The sequence below is a fragment of the Enterobacter sichuanensis genome (assembly GCF_002939185.1).
Lineage (GTDB): Bacteria > Pseudomonadota > Gammaproteobacteria > Enterobacterales > Enterobacteriaceae > Enterobacter > Enterobacter sichuanensis.
Window position 1 is genome coordinate 1 of sequence record NZ_POVL01000073.1, and the last position, 15,942, is coordinate 15,942.

General features: G+C 61.3%; 17 protein-coding genes and 3 pseudogenes. 17 read left to right on the forward strand and 3 right to left on the reverse strand.

Going from position 1 to position 15,942, the window contains the following annotated elements; genetic code table 11:
• Positions 1–173: 173 nt before the first annotated feature.
• A pseudogene (locus C5687_RS21845) lies at positions 174–278 on the reverse strand (transposase domain-containing protein); the annotation flags it as partial.
• Positions 235–498 (reverse strand): transposase, encoded by a 264-nt coding sequence (locus tag C5687_RS24665; RefSeq protein ID WP_004118209.1) that lies wholly within the window; start codon positions 496–498, stop codon positions 235–237. The gene C5687_RS24665 and the pseudogene C5687_RS21845, both read right to left, overlap by 44 nt.
• Positions 499–512: 14 nt before the next feature.
• Here C5687_RS24665 and C5687_RS21855 point away from each other — a divergent pair, with 14 nt between their 5' ends.
• The 17 genes and pseudogenes from C5687_RS21855 to C5687_RS21935 all read left to right on the forward strand — a co-directional run bounded on the left by C5687_RS21855 (position 513) and on the right by C5687_RS21935 (position 15,137).
• On the forward strand, positions 513–776 hold the full coding sequence (locus C5687_RS21855; protein WP_001295708.1) for a hypothetical protein: 264 nt from the start codon (positions 513–515) through the stop codon (positions 774–776).
• A gap of 281 nt (positions 777–1,057) precedes the next feature.
• Entirely contained in the window at positions 1,058–1,339 is a 282-nt protein-coding gene (locus C5687_RS21860) for a helix-turn-helix domain-containing protein (protein ID WP_013307885.1), read from the forward strand.
• Between the two features lie 34 nt (positions 1,340–1,373).
• A complete protein-coding gene (gene hsp20, locus C5687_RS21865; RefSeq protein ID WP_004118809.1) occupies positions 1,374–1,943 on the forward strand; it encodes a small heat shock protein sHSP20 in 570 nt (189 codons plus the stop codon).
• 105 nt (positions 1,944–2,048) lie between these two features.
• Positions 2,049–4,898, forward strand: coding sequence for a heat shock survival AAA family ATPase ClpK (gene clpK / locus C5687_RS21870; protein ID WP_023329025.1), 2,850 nt, complete (start codon positions 2,049–2,051; stop codon positions 4,896–4,898).
• Complete coding sequence (locus tag C5687_RS21875; RefSeq protein ID WP_017146640.1) at positions 4,898–5,089, forward strand: hypothetical protein; 192 nt, start codon at positions 4,898–4,900, stop codon at positions 5,087–5,089. Before clpK ends, C5687_RS21875 begins: the two co-directional genes overlap by 1 nt.
• A gap of 60 nt (positions 5,090–5,149) precedes the next feature.
• A pseudogene (locus tag C5687_RS21880) lies at positions 5,150–5,785 on the forward strand (ATP-dependent metallopeptidase FtsH/Yme1/Tma family protein); the annotation flags it as partial.
• A complete protein-coding gene (locus C5687_RS21885; protein WP_004118789.1) occupies positions 5,785–5,976 on the forward strand; it encodes a hypothetical protein in 192 nt (63 codons plus the stop codon). The pseudogene C5687_RS21880 and the gene C5687_RS21885, both read left to right, overlap by 1 nt.
• A gap of 87 nt (positions 5,977–6,063) precedes the next feature.
• Positions 6,064–6,522 carry a small heat shock protein sHSP20-GI gene (gene hsp20-GI / locus C5687_RS21890; protein ID WP_013307888.1) on the forward strand — a complete coding sequence of 153 codons (459 nt, stop codon included), beginning with the start codon at positions 6,064–6,066 and terminating at the stop codon, positions 6,520–6,522.
• A gap of 22 nt (positions 6,523–6,544) precedes the next feature.
• Positions 6,545–7,459 carry a heat resistance protein YfdX1 gene (gene yfdX1, locus C5687_RS21895; RefSeq protein ID WP_013307889.1) on the forward strand — a complete coding sequence of 305 codons (915 nt, stop codon included), beginning with the start codon at positions 6,545–6,547 and terminating at the stop codon, positions 7,457–7,459.
• Positions 7,460–7,561: 102 nt separating this feature from the next.
• Positions 7,562–8,449, forward strand: coding sequence for a heat resistance protein YfdX2 (gene yfdX2 / locus C5687_RS21900; protein ID WP_013307890.1), 888 nt, complete (start codon positions 7,562–7,564; stop codon positions 8,447–8,449).
• Positions 8,450–8,539: 90 nt separating this feature from the next.
• Positions 8,540–9,181 (forward strand): heat resistance membrane protein HdeD-GI, encoded by a 642-nt coding sequence (hdeD-GI, locus tag C5687_RS21905; RefSeq protein ID WP_023329026.1) that lies wholly within the window; start codon positions 8,540–8,542, stop codon positions 9,179–9,181.
• 48 nt (positions 9,182–9,229) lie between these two features.
• The gene (locus tag C5687_RS21910) at positions 9,230–10,375 is read left to right on the forward strand and encodes a hypothetical protein (protein WP_001514140.1); all 1,146 of its coding nucleotides are present in this window, start codon (positions 9,230–9,232) and stop codon (positions 10,373–10,375) included.
• The gene (trx-GI, locus tag C5687_RS21915) at positions 10,365–10,805 is read left to right on the forward strand and encodes a heat resistance system thioredoxin Trx-GI (RefSeq protein WP_025714252.1); all 441 of its coding nucleotides are present in this window, start codon (positions 10,365–10,367) and stop codon (positions 10,803–10,805) included. Before C5687_RS21910 ends, trx-GI begins: the two co-directional genes overlap by 11 nt.
• A 3-nt stretch (positions 10,806–10,808) precedes the next feature.
• A complete protein-coding gene (gene kefB-GI / locus C5687_RS21920; RefSeq protein WP_023280940.1) occupies positions 10,809–12,524 on the forward strand; it encodes a heat resistance system K+/H+ antiporter KefB-GI in 1,716 nt (571 codons plus the stop codon).
• Positions 12,521–13,018: a heat resistance protein PsiE-GI gene (gene psiE-GI / locus C5687_RS21925; protein WP_023280941.1), complete on the forward strand. Its 498-nt coding sequence runs from the start codon at positions 12,521–12,523 to the stop codon at positions 13,016–13,018. The genes kefB-GI and psiE-GI overlap by 4 nt, the downstream gene beginning before the upstream one ends.
• Positions 12,996–13,961 carry a zinc metalloprotease HtpX gene (locus tag C5687_RS21930; RefSeq protein ID WP_047718087.1) on the forward strand — a complete coding sequence of 322 codons (966 nt, stop codon included), beginning with the start codon at positions 12,996–12,998 and terminating at the stop codon, positions 13,959–13,961. Before psiE-GI ends, C5687_RS21930 begins: the two co-directional genes overlap by 23 nt.
• 24 nt (positions 13,962–13,985) lie before the next feature.
• Entirely contained in the window at positions 13,986–15,137 is a 1,152-nt protein-coding gene (locus tag C5687_RS21935) for a S1C family serine protease (protein ID WP_025714251.1), read from the forward strand.
• A gap of 224 nt (positions 15,138–15,361) precedes the next feature.
• On the opposite strand, the pseudogene C5687_RS21940 reads toward C5687_RS21935, so the two are convergent.
• Positions 15,362–15,757 (reverse strand): annotated as a pseudogene (locus C5687_RS21940) (IS5/IS1182 family transposase); the annotation flags it as partial.
• Positions 15,758–15,942 lie beyond the last annotated feature (185 nt).

Sequence of the window (15,942 nt, forward strand, 5' to 3'; positions counted from 1 at the left end):
CTGATGATCTGTTCGTCGGAAAAACGCTTCTTCATGGGGATGTCCTCATGTCGCTTATGAAGACATTACTAACATCGGGGTGTACTAATCAACGGGGAGCAGGTCAATGTTATCCGAGCCCTGTTTCCTAATCACTACACCGGTATTTGATTACCCAGGTCAACTTCAGGCTGTTACAGGGACGGCAACCGTGTCAGCACATCCTTGAGATAGGCATACGGATCGTGCCCATTATTACGGGCCGACTGGATCAAACTCATGATCGCAGCAGCGCGCTTGAGTATGCGAACCCACGCCGAGCATTTGAGAAGGCAACGGGATGAACGCTGGCTGGATAGCCGTGGTTTTCTGGGTAGGCAGCCGAATCCATTTGTGGTCGAGGTTGGCATTGAGGCTGTAGCCCAAGGCGATGTTTGCGATGGAGGCACCGGGTTCAGAACACTCCTGAATGACCTGAGCCTTGAAAGATTTGCTGTAGGTACGGCGCTGAGGGCGCATGGAAAATCCGCTTGATGGGCCATGGCCTTCGGCGGCGGTGTCGGGAAGGTGTGTTGGCCGGACGGATACTGTTGAACTACGTTGTCTGGGGCAACGGAAGTGTTTCGGCCCGACTCTGGAACGCGATCCGCAGCGACGACTGGGCAATTCCGCACGTTGGCCTGAGCAGCCTCGGGGAAATCGTCGTCTGGGCGCGCCCAGACGAGTTTCCGCCAAGGAACATGCAGACGAGCAAGGGGCTGCGGGCACTCGGCTACAACGTGAGGATCGGTGTTTGATCGAGGCGCCTGTGGCACACGCAGGCTGAGGAGCCAGGCGCTGTCCATTGCCTGATCAGGCCGCCCCCCTGTGCCTTGCCTGAGCAGTTGACCTGGATCAATGGGGCGGGAGAACGCTGCACATTGACTCTTGAAGTTATTCATAGTAGGTCTAATATTACAAAGTATTGCAAGGATTTCCTTGGCCGGAACCGCAAAGCGACGCGATTGGAGAGGGTGAGATGAAAGCGCACCTACAGGGATGAAAGCGCACCTACAGGGATGAAAGCGCACCTACAGGGATGAAAGCGCACCTACAGGTGATTTTCACGCTCGATGAATTGGCTGCGTACTTGAAAGTCGGCAAGCGGACGCTTTATCGGCTCGCCGCGCACGGGGAAATTCCGGCTTTCAAGGTGGGCGGGACGTGGCGGTTTCCTCAAAGTGAAATCGATCAGTGGATCAATGATCAGACCCGAGCCGGAGCAAAGAAGGAGGTGATGCGCAAGCGTGAACAGCAGAAGTCATCCGAGCAGCCCGTGTCGCCTGGGCGCACTGCCCGTCACAGCAGGCAAAGGGCTTGAGTAACTCGTTTTCCAATTTTTCTGGAGGTATGACATGGACATCGATTTCAAGAAGTTGGCTCCCTGGAACTGGTTCAAGAACGAGCAGCAAGAGCAGCAGACCGTCTCTTCCCTGCCGGTGCAGCGCAATGACCTGCCAGCGGCGAGCGGGCCAGTCAGCCCGATCCTGCAACTGCATCGGGAAATCGACCGGCTGTTCGATGACGCATTCCGGGGCTTCGGTTTTCCGGCGTTGAACATGCCGCAGTGGCCATCCGATTGGTCGGGCATGCTGAAGCCGGCCCTGGACATCCAGGAAACCGACAAGCAGTACAAGATTACCCTGGAAGTGCCCGGTGTCGAGGAGAAGGACATCCAGATAACTCTCGACAACGACGTGCTGATGGTGCGTGGCGAGAAGCGCCAGGAACAGGAGAAGAAGGAAGGTGGCTTCCACCGTGTGGAGCGCTCCTACGGCAGCTTTCAGCGTGCCTTGAACCTGCCTGACGACGCCAACCAGGATTCGATCAAGGCATCGTTCAAGAACGGGGTGCTCACGGTCACGATCGACAAGCGCGAGGTCAGCGCGCCGAAGCAGGGACGCTCGATCCCGATCAACGGCTGACGTCGCCGGCTCGTTCGTCACAAGAAAAACCCGGCACGAGACGAGGAGTCGCGGCTCGCGATGCCTCGTCGCCTCAACCTTGTCAACCTTCTCAGGAGCATCAGCATGGCCAGAAAACAATGCCAGGTCTGCGGCCAACCCGCCACCGTGCGGGTGGAAGCCAATCTCAACGGTCGTAACAGCACCATGCTGTTGTGCGACGACCATTACCGGCAATTAGTGCGCCAGCAAAAGCGCACCGTTTCGCCGCTGGAAGCCTTGTTCGGCTCGCGCAGCGGCCTGTTCGAGGACTTCCTCGGCAGTGACTTCTTCCGCATCGGCGAAGACGCGACGCCAGTTGCCGCCGATACCGATGACGTGGTCGATGCCTCGTTTGGCGAGCCCGCCACCGCAGGTTCGGGTGCGCCGCGCCGTCGCGGCAGTGGGTTGGCCAGCCGCATCAGCGAACAGTCGGAAGCTTTGCTGCAGGAGGCCGCCAAACACGCTGCCGAATTTGGCCGTTCCGAGGTGGATACCGAACATCTGCTGCTGGCGCTGGCCGACAGCGACGTGGTCAAGACCATCCTGGGTCAGTTCAAGATCAAGGTCGATGACCTCAAGCGGCAGATCGAGTCTGAGGCCAAGCGCGGGGACAAGCCCTTCGAGGGCGAGATCGGCGTGTCGCCGCGCGTGAAGGATGCGCTCAGCCGCGCCTTCGTGGCCTCCAATGAACTCGGCCATTCTTATGTCGGTCCAGAGCATTTCCTGATCGGTCTGGCCGAGGAAGGCGAAGGGCTGGCCGCCAACCTGCTGCGCCGCTACGGCCTGACGCCGCAGGCGCTGCGCCAACAGGTCAGCAAGGTGGTCGGCAAGGGCGCCGAGGATGGCCGCGCTGAGACGCCGACCAACACGCCAGAACTCGACAAGTACTCGCGCGACCTGACCAAGATGGCGCGCGACGGCAAGCTCGACCCGGTGATCGGCCGCGCGCAGGAGATCGAAACCACCATCGAGGTGCTGGCCCGGCGCAAGAAGAACAACCCGGTGCTGATCGGCGAGCCGGGTGTGGGCAAGACCGCCATCGTCGAAGGGCTGGCGCAGCGCATGGTGGCGGGTGAAGTGCCCGAGACCTTGCGCGACAAGCGCCTGGTGGAACTCAACATCAACGCCATGGTGGCCGGCGCCAAATATCGCGGCGAGTTCGAGGAGCGCGTGCAGAAGGTGCTGAAGGAGGTGACCGAGCACCAGGGCGAGCTGATTTTGTTCATCGACGAGGTGCACACCATCGTCGGTGCCGGCCAGGGCGGTGGCGAAGGCGGGCTGGACGTGGCCAACGTGTTCAAACCGATGATGGCGCGCGGTGAACTCAACCTGATCGGCGCCACGACGCTGAACGAGTACCAGAAATACATCGAGAAGGATGCCGCACTGGAGCGGCGCTTCCAGCCGGTGACGGTGCCCGAGCCGACGGTGGCCCAGGCCATCATGATTCTGCGCGGCCTGCGCGACACCTTCGAGGCGCACCACAAGGTCAGCATCTCCGAGGACGCGATCATCGCGGCGGCCGAGTTGTCCGACCGCTACATCACGGCGCGCTTCCTGCCGGACAAGGCGATCGACCTGCTCGACCAGGCGGCCGCGCGCGTGAAGCTGTCGGCCACGGCCCGGCCGGTGGCCGTGCAGGAGCTGGAGTCCGAACTGCACCAGCTACGGCGTGAACAGGATTACGTGGCCGCGCGCAAGCAGTACGACCAGGCCGCCGAGCTCGGCAAGCGCATCGAAGCCAAGGAGGCCGAGCTCAAGAAGCTCGTCGAGGACTGGGAGCGGGAGCGGGCCTCCGGCAGTGCCGAGGTCAAGGCGGAACACGTGGCGCAGATCGTCTCGCGCCTGACCGGCATCCCGGTCAACGAGTTGACGGTGGAAGAGCGCGAAAAGCTGCTGCACTTGGAACAACGGCTGCACGAGCGCCTGGTGGGACAAGACGAGGCGGTCCGTGCCGTGGCCGATGCCGTGCGGCTATCCCGCGCCGGCCTGCGCGAAGGCGGTAAACCGGTGGCTACCTTCCTGTTTCTGGGCCCGACCGGGGTGGGCAAGACCGAGCTCGCCAAGGCATTGGCCGAATCGATCTACGGCGATGAGCACGCCCTGTTGCGCATCGACATGTCGGAATATGGCGAACGCCATACCGTGGCGCGGTTGGTGGGCGCGCCTCCGGGCTATGTCGGTTACGACGAAGGCGGTCAGCTCACCGAGAAGGTGCGGCGCAAGCCCTACAGCGTGCTGCTGCTCGACGAGATCGAGAAGGCACACCCTGACGTCTACAACATCCTGCTGCAAGTGTTCGACGACGGTCGCCTCACCGACGGCAAGGGCCGGGTGGTGGATTTCACCAACACCATCATCATCGCCACGTCCAACCTGGGTTCGGACATCATCCAGCGACGGCTGAAGGCGCGTGAGGCGGCTGGCGAGGAGTACGAAAAGACCAAGGCCGAGGTCATGGACGTGCTGCGCGGCCACTTCCGGCCCGAGTTCCTCAACCGCATCGACGAGATCATCGTCTTCCATGCGCTGGGCAAGGAGGAGATCCGCCACATCGTCGGCCTGCAGCTCGATCGCGTGGCGCGCAGCGCCGCCAGCCAGGGCGTGACGCTCACTTTCGATCAGACGCTGATCGACCATTTCGCGGAAGAAGGCTACAAGCCCGAGTTCGGTGCGCGTGAACTCAAGCGCCTGATCCGCAGCGAGCTGGAAACTGCGCTGGCGCGCGAGATGCTCGGTGGCGGCATCGGCAAGGGCGATCACGCCAGCGCACGCTGGGACGACAAGGCCGAACGCGTGGTGTTCGAACGCAAAGAGCCACCGCAGACCCCGGCCGAGCCGGAGCAGCCGGATGTCGCGAAGGCGACCGAGACGCCGCACGGCGACGCTGGCAAAGACTCGAGCAAGAAGAAGTCGGCGAGCGACGCATCTTGATGGCGGGCGAGGCTGCCGTGTCCGACTCCATCAGCCTGGCATGGGCAGCCTCCCTGGCATCGATCGCGGTGGCGGTCGTGGCCGCGGGTCACGCGGTCGTCTACAAGCGTGATCCGCGGTCGGCCACGCCGTGGGGGCTGCTCATCAGCGGCGGCACTGCCCTCCCGCTCGCTGGCCATCCGTTTGCGTGACGGTGCGGCCCGTCTGTTCACCTGATCCTCTGGCAACTCGACTTTCGAGGAACACGGTCCATGGAAAAAAAGAATCAATGGAATACCGGCTACTGGATCGTTGCCCTCCTGCTGTTGCTGAGTTTGCAGAGCTACTGGCAGACGGCGAAAACCGTCGAGCCGGTGCCCTACAGCGAGTTCGAGAAGGCGCTGGACGAGGGGCGCGTGGCCGAAGTGCTGGTGTCGGATCGTACGGTGACCGGGCGCCTGAAGTCGCCGGACAGCCGGGGCAAGACGACGATCGTGGCAACGAGGGTCGAACCCGATCTTGCCGATCGCCTGTCGAAGTACGACGTACCCTATGCCCGCGTGTTGGAGAGCACCTGGCTGAGCGATGTGCTGTCGTGGATCCTGCCAGCGGTATCCTTCTTTGGCGTCTGGTTCTTCCTGTTCCGCCGCTTCGCCGAGAAGCAGGGCATGGGCGGGTTTCTCAACATCGGTAAGAGCCGCGCCAAGGTGTTCGTGGAAAAGAACACCGGTGTGACGTTCGCCGATGTGGCGGGGGGGGATGAGGCCAAGGCGGAGCTGGTCGCGATCGTCGATTTCCTGAAGAATCCGCAGGACTATGGCCGTCTCGGGGCGCGCATTCCCAAGGGCGTGTTGCTGGTCGGCCCACCGGGCACCGGCAAGACATTGCTGGCCAAGGCTGTTGCCGGGTGGCCGAATCGACCCAGGCGCGCATCGATCAGGCTATCCGCGACATCGTGATGGGCGTGTTCGAGCGCGCCTACCGGATTCTCGACATCAACCGCGCGGTGCTGGAGCGCTGTGCGCGCGAGCTGCTGGCGCGGGAAACGCTCGACGAAAGCGATATCCGTCAATTGACTCAAGGACTTGTTCGGAACTGAAAACAGTAGTAGGTGCCATTCAGAGTAAACCGACGGCTCTGTTCAGTGCGTCATCCAATTCGTCGGCATTGTTCAAGGAGAACCGATATGTCTGCATTGACTCCGTGGGACCCCTTCCGGGAACTGGATGAATTGCAAAACCGCCTGGCGACGATGTTCGGACGAATACCCCAGCGACAGGGCGCCCGTACCGGCAACGAAGCCATGACCACGGCGGACTGGGCTCCAATGGCGGACATCAGCGAGGATGAGAACGCATTCTTCCTCAAGCTGGATCTGCCGGAGGTCCCCAGGGATGCCGTGCGCGTCAGCGCGGAAAACGGTGTGCTCACCATCAGCGGCGAGCGCAAACTGGAAAAAGAGGAGCAGGGCAAGAAGTTCCACCGCATCGAACGTGCCTATGGCCGCTTTGTGCGCAGCTTTGTCTTGCCTGACAACGTTGATCCGACCAAGGTGACGGCTTCCATGAAAGACGGCGTGCTGGAAGTGCGGCTTGTCAAGGCCGAGCAAGCCAAACCGAAACAGATTGAAATCTCAGTCAACTAACTTCAATCAAGAGCCCAAGATCATGAATATCAAACAGCCACAATACACCTTCTCCGCACTTGCCCTGGCGGTCGTCGTCGGACTGAGCGGACCGGCTCTGGCCCAATCGGCGGCAGGTTCTAGCCCAGGTGCTGCAGCACCCTCTGCCGCATCCAAGGCGGCACAGCCACAGGTAGATGACAAGGCCGCCCGGGAAGCCGATAAAAAGCGTGCCGAGCTCACTCAAGACGCCATCACGGCGCTCACCAAGACCCAGGAGGCTTTGACCCTCCTTGATGCAAACAAGACCAAGGAGGCGCTTGCTGCGCTGGAACTGGCCAGCGGAAAGCTGGAACTGGTATTGGCACGCGACACCAAACTTGCTTTGGCGCCGGTCGATGTACGCGTCATCACCCACGATATCCACGCCAACGTGGAATCGGTAAAGAAAGCGGTCAAGTTGTCTCGGGAGTTGTTGGGTGATGGCGAGGTGCAAAAGGCCCGGCCCATCGTTGCCAATCTGGCCAGCGAAATCGTAATCCAAACCGACAACCTTCCGATGGCAACGTACCCGGCAGCGATCAAGTCGGCCGCACGGCTCATCGACAGCGGCAAGATCGACAACGCCAAAGCGGAACTCGCCCGAGCACTGAACACGCTGGTGGTGACCTCGGTCGCCTTTCCTCTGCCCGTGCTACGGGCCGAAGCCGCGATGGCAAAAGCTGAAAAGCTGGCCGAGACCGACAGGCGCGATGCCAGGCAGAACGAGGAGCTCAGCACCTTGCTGTCGTCCGTGCGCACGGAGATCGAGATGGCGCAGATCCTGGGTTATGGCAAGAAGGCGGACTTCAAACCCATCTTCGATCAGGTGAAGTCCATTGAGCAAAAGTCGGCTGGTGGCAAAAGCGGCAAGGGATGGTTCGACGAGTTGAAGACGCGCATCCAAAAGCTGTTTTGAGGTGATGAAGGGGCTGACTGCTCTGTCGGTCAGTCTCGCGATGTTCGCATTCAGCCCCAATAGATTCGCCTATTTTCACTATCTCATACGAGGCATATCACCATGAATGAGCAAACACCGAATCCCAATGCGACGAACGAAGGAAAAAACGAACAGGCCGCGGTAAGCAGCCTTCCTGTCAGTCCAGAGTCCAAGCCTGAAGTCGTCACGGAGGTACAGCCTGAGGTTCAGAAAGAAACGGACTCGCAGGCGGCAGACAAACGTAAACAAGTCCTCGATGAGGCAGTCTCGGCCTTGTCGCTGACCAAATCAGCGCTGGCCGCACTTGACGGCAAGGACACTGCACGCGCATTGGCAACGCTGGCCGAAGTGACGGGAAAGCTGGAGCTGATCGTCGCGCGCGAACCCACGCTCGCCCTGGCCGGCGTTGATGTGCGCACCATCGTGCACGACTTGTTCGCCAACACGGAAACCATTGAGGCGATGACCGACGAGGCGCTGGATGCCCTCAAACATGGCGAGGTGCAACAGGCTCGCCACGTGCTGGCTTTGCTGGCCAGTGAAATCGTGATCACGGTCACCAGCATCCCTTTGGCGTCCTATCCCGCAGCCGTGAAGGCAGTCGTGCCGCTGATCGATCAGGGCAAGATCGAAGAAGCCAAAGCCGCGCTGCAGTCAGCGCTCAGCACGCTGGTCGAGGAGCGCAGCGTGCTTCCGCTGCCCGTCCTGCGTGCGAAGCTGCTCCTGAAGCGCGCCGAGCCCCTGGTAGAAGATGGTCAGCGCAGCGAAGCATCCAATGAGCGCCTGGAGACATTGTTGAACGAAGCCCGGCAGCAGTTGGAAATGGCAGAACTGCTGGGCTATGGAAAAAGGAAGGACTTTGAGCCCCTGTACGCTGAACTCAAGAAAATCAAGGAAAAGACGGGAGGGGGAGGCTGCGGAAAAGGCTGGCTCGATGAAGTCAAGGCAAAACTGTCCAGGTTGTTCTGAAACCGCTGGAGAGGGGGGCGCATAGCGCCCCCTCTCTTGTCCCATGAGTGTTTGATTTTTTATTTTGTATAGATCTTTAGGAGATATTGCATGAAAACAGACACCATCGCCAATTCCAATGCGGATGACCCCACCAAAGCACTGTGTTCGCTGAGCCAAAATTGGTGGCTTTTTGTGCTGCGCGGTGTCTTGGCATTGATTTTTGCAGCCCTCGCGTTCTGGATGCCACAATCGGCTCTGTTGGCCATGACCATCATGTTCGGCGCATTTTCCTTGGTCAATGGCGCGTTCAACTTGTTTGCAGCGGTGCGCCATATCCAGAAAAAAGAGCGCTGGGGCTGGCTGCTGTTCAGCGGCATTGTCGGCATACTTACGGGCGTCGTCGTCCTGGTTGCTCCTTGGGTCGCCACGATAGTCTTGGCTTCTTTTTTATGGGCTAGCGTGGGCTTCTGGGCGATTTTCACCGGTGTGCTGGAGATATCCGCCGCCGTTCGGCTGCGTCGGGAAATCAAGGGTGAAATCTGGCTTGCCCTCAGTGGACTGCTCTCGATTATCCTTGGTGCTATCGTCTTGTGGATATTTTTTACCCGTCCGGTCGAGTCATTCGTGGCCGCAGGCTGGCTGTTGGGTTTCCATGCGGCAGTCTATGGCGTCACGCTTTTGTTCTTGAGTTGGAGTCTTCGCAAACGCGCCTGGGGTAAGAGCGTGCCAAACCAAAATCTATGGATATGAGCATCCTCGATTCATGCCTCCATAGAAATGACATCGAAGGAGTCATACATGCAGATACAATATAGCTATCGAGCTATCGACAAAGAGTTTCATGAACCTTGGCAGAGAGCTTTGGGAAATGTGATCGAGCACGCCCTCAAGCCATTGCTCGACAAACACACTAAAGATTCAGCGCGACTTCAAATCGTCCTTGATCGCGACAAGATCAAGCGGCAATTTCTGGCCAGTGGCTATATGCACCTGCCCGGCAAAAAGATTGTCAGCGTTACTGCATCACATGACGAGCTGACGCCCCTCGCGCAGATGCTCGCACAGTCGTTGTTCCGTCAGGCCAAGAAGCATTTTGACCGACTGCATGCTCAGGATCAAATCAAGCGCAAAGCACGACGCGAGCGCTTGCGCGAGCTCAAGGTGCGGATTGCCGCAAAACCCGCATCAGCCGCCCATGAGGCCGAGGTGACCCGAATGCCTCTACTGTCGAAACTTGAGGCTGTCGCAAGGCGTGAGCTGGCTTATCTGCGGGCCGTCGGCGATTTACCGCGCGATTATCCGACGCTGCGCGACGTGGTGGATGAAGCGATTGTCCGAGCTAAGGTGGAATGGCAATCCGTGCCGGGGGAAAAAGAGGCTTACACCGGTCTTTTGAAGCATCTGTTCGCCGTCCTGGATAACGAAGTGGCAAGCAGCCGGCAATTTGGCGAATTCGTTTCTCTGGACGCGCCGGTCGAACCGGATGCCCAAGACGTGGCCGAGGCCATGGTGGAAGAGGAAATCTTCGAATTTTATCAGCACGATGACACACTCAAGCTGGCCGATATTTTCGCTGGCAGTCAGCATCCCGATGTCGCAACGATCGCGGAACAGGAGGAGCTGATTGATCGGTCGAGCGAGTTCGCTTTTGCATTTGACCTGCTGAAGGACATGCCGCGTTTGTGGCGGCGCATTTTTCTGCTTATCCGTGTGGACGGGCTGAATGCCAGCAGCGTCTCTGAAATCCTGCTGATTCCTGGTAAGGAAGATGCTGTCCGAAGGTGGCTCATGCAGGCCGAAGCATTCATCGCTGCTCATCTGGAAGAGGCCGGAGTAAGCAAAAACGGGAACGATTGGCTCCAAGGCGTTGATTGGTCGGCATTGTCTGTGACCCGAAGCGAGGCAGCCTCACTGTGGTCCAAGGAGGCGAACCATGAAGAATGATCTTCACCTCGTCTGCCCGTATTGCCAGTCCATCAACCGCGTACCGACTGCGAAGCTATCGGAACATCCCAACTGTGGCCGCTGCCAGCAGCCCTTGTTCACGGGCGAGCCCATCGAGTTGACCACGGCGACGTTCTCGCGCCACGTGGAGCGCAGCGATCTGCCGCTGCTGGTCGATTTCTGGGCGCCATGGTGCGGGCCGTGCAAGATGATGGCGCCACAGTTCCAGCAAGCGGCGCACCAGCTCGAACCGAGGATCCGGCTGGCGAAGGTGAATACCGAGGCTGAGCCCCACCTGGCCGCGCAGTTCGGTATCCGCAGCATCCCGACGCTCGCCCTGTTCCAGGGTGGGCGGGAGATCGCCCGTCAGGCCGGCGTGATGGGCGCGCAGGACATCGTGCGCTGGACGTCGACGCAAGTGGGACGCTGACCGATGCAGGGCTTGCTCGGCACTACGCTAATCCTGCTGGCGGCTTGCAGCCTGGCGGCGATGGCGACGGCGGCGTTCAGAGTGCCCGCCTTGCTGGGGTATCTCTCTGTCGGCGTTGTACTGGGCCCCTCAGTCATCGGCGTGATCGCGCCGGGGGAGACGCTGAGCTTTCTGTCCGAGCTGGGCGTGGCGCTGCTGTTGTTCATGGTCGGACTGGAATTCTCCCTCGGAGACTTCTGGCTCGCCCGCAGGACGGTGCTGATGGCGGGCGCTCTGCAGATGATCGCCGTGGCCCCGCCGCTGATCCTGCTATTGATGTGGCTGGGGCAGCCCGGCCAGAGCGCCGCGCTGCTCGGCACTGCGGCGGCCATGTCGTCCACGGCGCTGGTCAGCCGACAACTGGCCGACCAAGGCGAGCTCACCACCCGCCACGGACGCAGTGCCATCGCCGTGCTGGTCTTTCAGGACCTGGCCAGCGTGCCCCTGCTGGCCTTGCTGGCGATCTGGGCGCGCGGCGAGTCGCCGAAGATCGAGCATGTGCTGCTCGAAGTATTCGGTGTGCTGCTGCTGTTCGCGGCAGCGGCCCTCGTCTCGCGCCGTCTGTTGCATGGCCTGCTGGGCTGGGTGGCGCGGCGGGGCCACGAGGAATCGTTCGTGCTCGTCTCCTTGTGCGTGGTGGTGGCTGCCGCCGCTGCTGCGCACGCGGTCGGCGTATCCGCCGCCCTGGGGGCCTTCCTCGCCGGGATGGTGCTGGGCGAGAGCGACTTCCGGCACCACATGGAAAGCCACCTCAGGCCGTTTCGCGATGTGTTGTCGGGCGTGTTCTTCGTGACCATCGGCCTGCAACTGGACGCAGCACAGATTCTTTCGGCACCGCTGGCGGTGCTGGCGTGGCTGGTGGTGCTGGTACCGGTCAAGATCCTGCTCAATACGCTGGCCTTGCGGGCGACGCGCCTGTCCGCCCTCGATGCCTGGCGTACGGGCATAGCGTTGGGGCACGGCGGCGAGTTCGCCCTGCTGTTGTTGGGCACGGTCTTGCAGCAGCATCTGATCCCCGCGACCGTCGTCCAACCCATGCTGGTCGCGCTGGTGCTCAGCATGGCCCTGGCACCGCTACTGATCCGCCATCACGATGTACTTGCCCGGTTCTTGAGCCGCACCGGCGGCGTCATTCAGCCACCCCAGGCTGAAGAAGTCGAGATCGCCGCGCAGACGACGCGATATCGAGACCATGTCATCGTTTGCGGCGCGGGCGAGCTTGGCCTGACAGTCAGCGAGATTCTTCGCCACGCCGGCGTGGCGCATCTGCTGCTGGAGGCGGACGCGCAGAAGGTAGAGGCCGCGCGTGCCGCCGGCGCGCCGGTGTTCCATGGCGATGCCAGTCGGCCCGATACCTTGCTGGCTGCCGGCTTGACGCATGCGCACTTGGTGGTGCTAACGTTCGCCCATGCCCAGCAAGCGTTGCGCATCGCCCAGGCGATTGCCGAGCGCCGTCCGGCGCTAACCTTGTGGGTGTCATGCAGAAGTACGACCGCGGCCGATGCATTTCGCGCCATGCCTAACGTGCGCGTTTATCAGCAATCCTTTGCCGCAGCTATTGGGCTGGCGGAACAGGTGATGTCGACGCTTGGCATGTCGACCGAGTTGATTGAAGGACACATCAGCGCAATGCGCCGCCGTCTCGACAGCAGCCGTTTTCCAGGGAGTTCATCGTCATGAAATCAAAACGCCTTAACCCATTTCAGGTCTTGCGTGACCAATTGGCCATCATGAGTTTTTACGAGCGCTTCGAGCAGGTCGTCGCGCTCGTGCTGTCGGCGGTGATCGCCGTCATCATCGTGGTGTCGCTGTTCCAGCTCATCTCCATCGTCTTCACGCTGCTGGTTCTCGATGCCTTCAATCCCCTGGACCACAAGGTATTCCAGAGCGTGTTCGGCATGATCATGACGCTCTTGATCGCGATGGAGTTCAAGCATTCCATCGTGCGCGTGGCGCTGCGTCGGGACAGCATCATCCAGGTCAAGACGGTGGTCCTGATCGCGGTGATCGCACTCTCCCGCAAGTTCGTGATCCTCGACTCCGACGCGAGCCCCGCAAAGATAGCCGCGCTGGCAGTCGCCACGCTGGCTCTGGGTGCGACCTACTGGCTGCTGCGCAAGCGCGGCGACCGCGCCGTCGAGACCTCTGAGCATGACCCGTCATCATCCGAGTGATCCGCGCACTGCGCTCTTGCAACACCGCTGGCTCAACCGCCTGCAGACCGGGCTGTTGGTCCTGACCCTGGTCGGGATCGCAGCCGCAGCAGGGAGACTGCCATTTGGGGAAGGCTGCCTGTGGCTCGCGCTGTTTGCCGTTGCAGGTGCGTTGCTGCTGGAACCGGTAGCCGCGTCGGCGCTGAGCTTGCGCCTGTACCGCGTACGGGCCTTGCACCCGCAACAAGCCCACGAGATGTGGGCCCTGTTGCGCGAGCTGCCCGCCAGTGCCGGTTTGCCCGCCATGCCGGTGCCGCACTATGTGCCCAGTGCCGTCGTCAACGCCTTCGCCACCGGATCGAAGCAGGAGGCATCGATCGCCCTCACCGATGGCCTGCTGCGCAGCCTGAGCCCACGCGAGCTGGCGGGTGTGTTCGCGCACGGGGTCGCGCACATCGCTAATGAGGATCTGCGTGTCATGGGGCTGGCGGATTCCGTCAGTCGCCTCACGTGCCTACTGGCCCTTATGGGACAGATCGCGATCCTGCTCAGCCTGCCCGCGCTGCTGGTTGGCGCGGCGGAGGTCTATTGGCCTGGTCTATTGTTATTGGCCGCATCGCCCCAACTGGCCCTGCTCGCACAGCTCGGCTTGTCTCGCGTGCGTGAGTTCGACGCTGACCGCCTTGCGGCGGAACTGACTGGCGACCCGCAGGGGCTGGCGTCCGCGCTGGCGAAAATCGAGCGGGTCAGCCGCTCCTGGCGTGCCTGGCTATGGCCGGGATGGGGCAATCCCGAGCCCTCCTGCTTGCGCACGCGTCCGGCAACGCAAGAGCGCATCGCACGCCTGCTGACGTTGGCGCCTGGGCCAGCATCAGCGTTGCCACTCCGCGCGCCCCATTTTTTTCCGGAATCCGCTTTGGCGACGCGCCCACCGCGCTGGCGCCTGAGCGGGCTGTGGCGCTGATTGCCCATCAACAGGAGACGTCTCATGGCCTATCTAGACCCGTACAAACGCCCCGCGCCGGACCGCTTCGTCCGGCGCTGGCTCTTCATCACCGCCTGTATTGCCGCGCTCATGCTGCTGTGGCAGTTTCTGCCCGCCATCGAGGCCTGGTTCAGTCCGCGCGAGGCAGCAGAACGCACCGTGATGGCGCGTGGCGATCTGGCGGCGGACGAGAAAACCACCATCGAACTGTTCGAAAAATCACGCGCCTCGGTGGTCTACATCACCACCGCGCAATTAGTACGCGATGTCTGGACGCGCAACGTGTTCTCCGTGCCGCGCGGCACTGGCTCGGGCTTCATCTGGGACGACGCCGGCCACGTCGTCACCAACTTCCACGTCATCCAGGGCGCGTCCGAAGCCACCGTCAAACTGGCCGACGGCCGCGACTACCAGGCCGCGCTGGTGGGGACGAGCCCCGCGCACGACATCGCTGTGCTCAAGATCGGCGTCGGTTTCAAGCGCCCGCCGGCCGTGCCGGTCGGCACCAGTGCCGACCTCAAGGTGGGTCAGAAGGTGTTTGCTATCGGCAACCCCTTCGGCCTGGACTGGACGCTCACCACTGGTATCGTCTCCGCGCTCGACCGCTCGTTGCCGGGAGACGCGGGCGGCCCGGCCATCGATCACCTGATCCAGACCGACGCCGCCATCAACCCCGGCAATTCCGGTGGCCCGCTGCTCGATTCGGCTGGGCGGCTGATCGGCATCAATACCGCCATCTACAGTCCGTCTGGCGCCTCGGCCGGCATAGGCTTTGCGGTGCCGGTCGATACCGTCATGCGCGTGGTGCCGCAACTCATAAAGACCGGCAAGTACATCCGTCCGGCGCTGGGCATCGAGGTGGATGAGCAGCTCAACACGCGTCTGCAGGCGCTGACCGGCAGTAAGGGCGTATTCGTATTGCGCGTGACGCCGGGCTCGGCGGCGCACAGGGCCGGGCTCGTCGGCGTCGAGGTCACCGCAGGCGGCATCGTGCCCGGCGATCGCGTTATCAGCATCGACGGTATCGCCGTTGACGACGTCACCACATTACAGGCCCGGCTAGACGACAAGAACGTTGGAGATGTTGTGGTCTTGTTAGTGGAGCGGGCCGGCAAGACTCGCGAGATGCTTGTGGAACTACAACCGGGAGTTTGATGGAAAGTGGGTCATGGATCTGCACAGCGAAGCAGCCAAGCGACTTCAGCCTTGCGCCGAACTACGAGCCCTAGCTAGGGATGGTCTGAAGTAGCCCTGTATTTCCGGCTGGCTTCAGCCACTGCTGATTTTGAAAGCGGTGAACTGATCAAAAACGATCGGATCACTCGCTCATTTCGGTGCTTTCAGCCGTCGCGAGCACCTTGCGACGGCCATTTTCCGCATTACAGGCGCACCTCTCCTGCGCTTGCCAGCAAATGTCGGCGGGCCATCCATAGGTTCGACAGGGCAAACAGCGTCACCAGTTGTGCAGTGTTCTTCACCAGCCCTCGGAAACGTACCTTGGTGTAGCCGAACTGCCGCTTGATCACGCGAAACGGGGGCTCTACCTTCGCTCGCACTTGCGTCTTGGCCTTCTCGATCTTGCGCTTGGCTTTGTACAGGGCGCTGCGTTTATCGAGCATCTTGTAGGTGCTGCGGCGTGCTGCGACCTGCCAGATCACTTCTCGGTCGGCATGCTCGGAGCGCTTTTCGACGCCTGTGTAGCCGTCATCGGCGCAGACGACGTTCTCGTCGCCGTGCAGCAGTTTGTCGACCTGGGTGACATCCGCCACGGTGGCTTGTATCTAACAGTTTGTGGTGATTAGCTACCACCACTGAAGCAGAGTGAGCCGCCCCCTTCCCTTAAGGTCAGAAAAGTCGGCACCGCTGAACCTTGATTTGCAGCACATGGCCCTCCGCTTCACCTTTCACGCCAGCACATCAGGTTGAACGGTTATCGGGAGCTCGACTCCGTATGTACAAG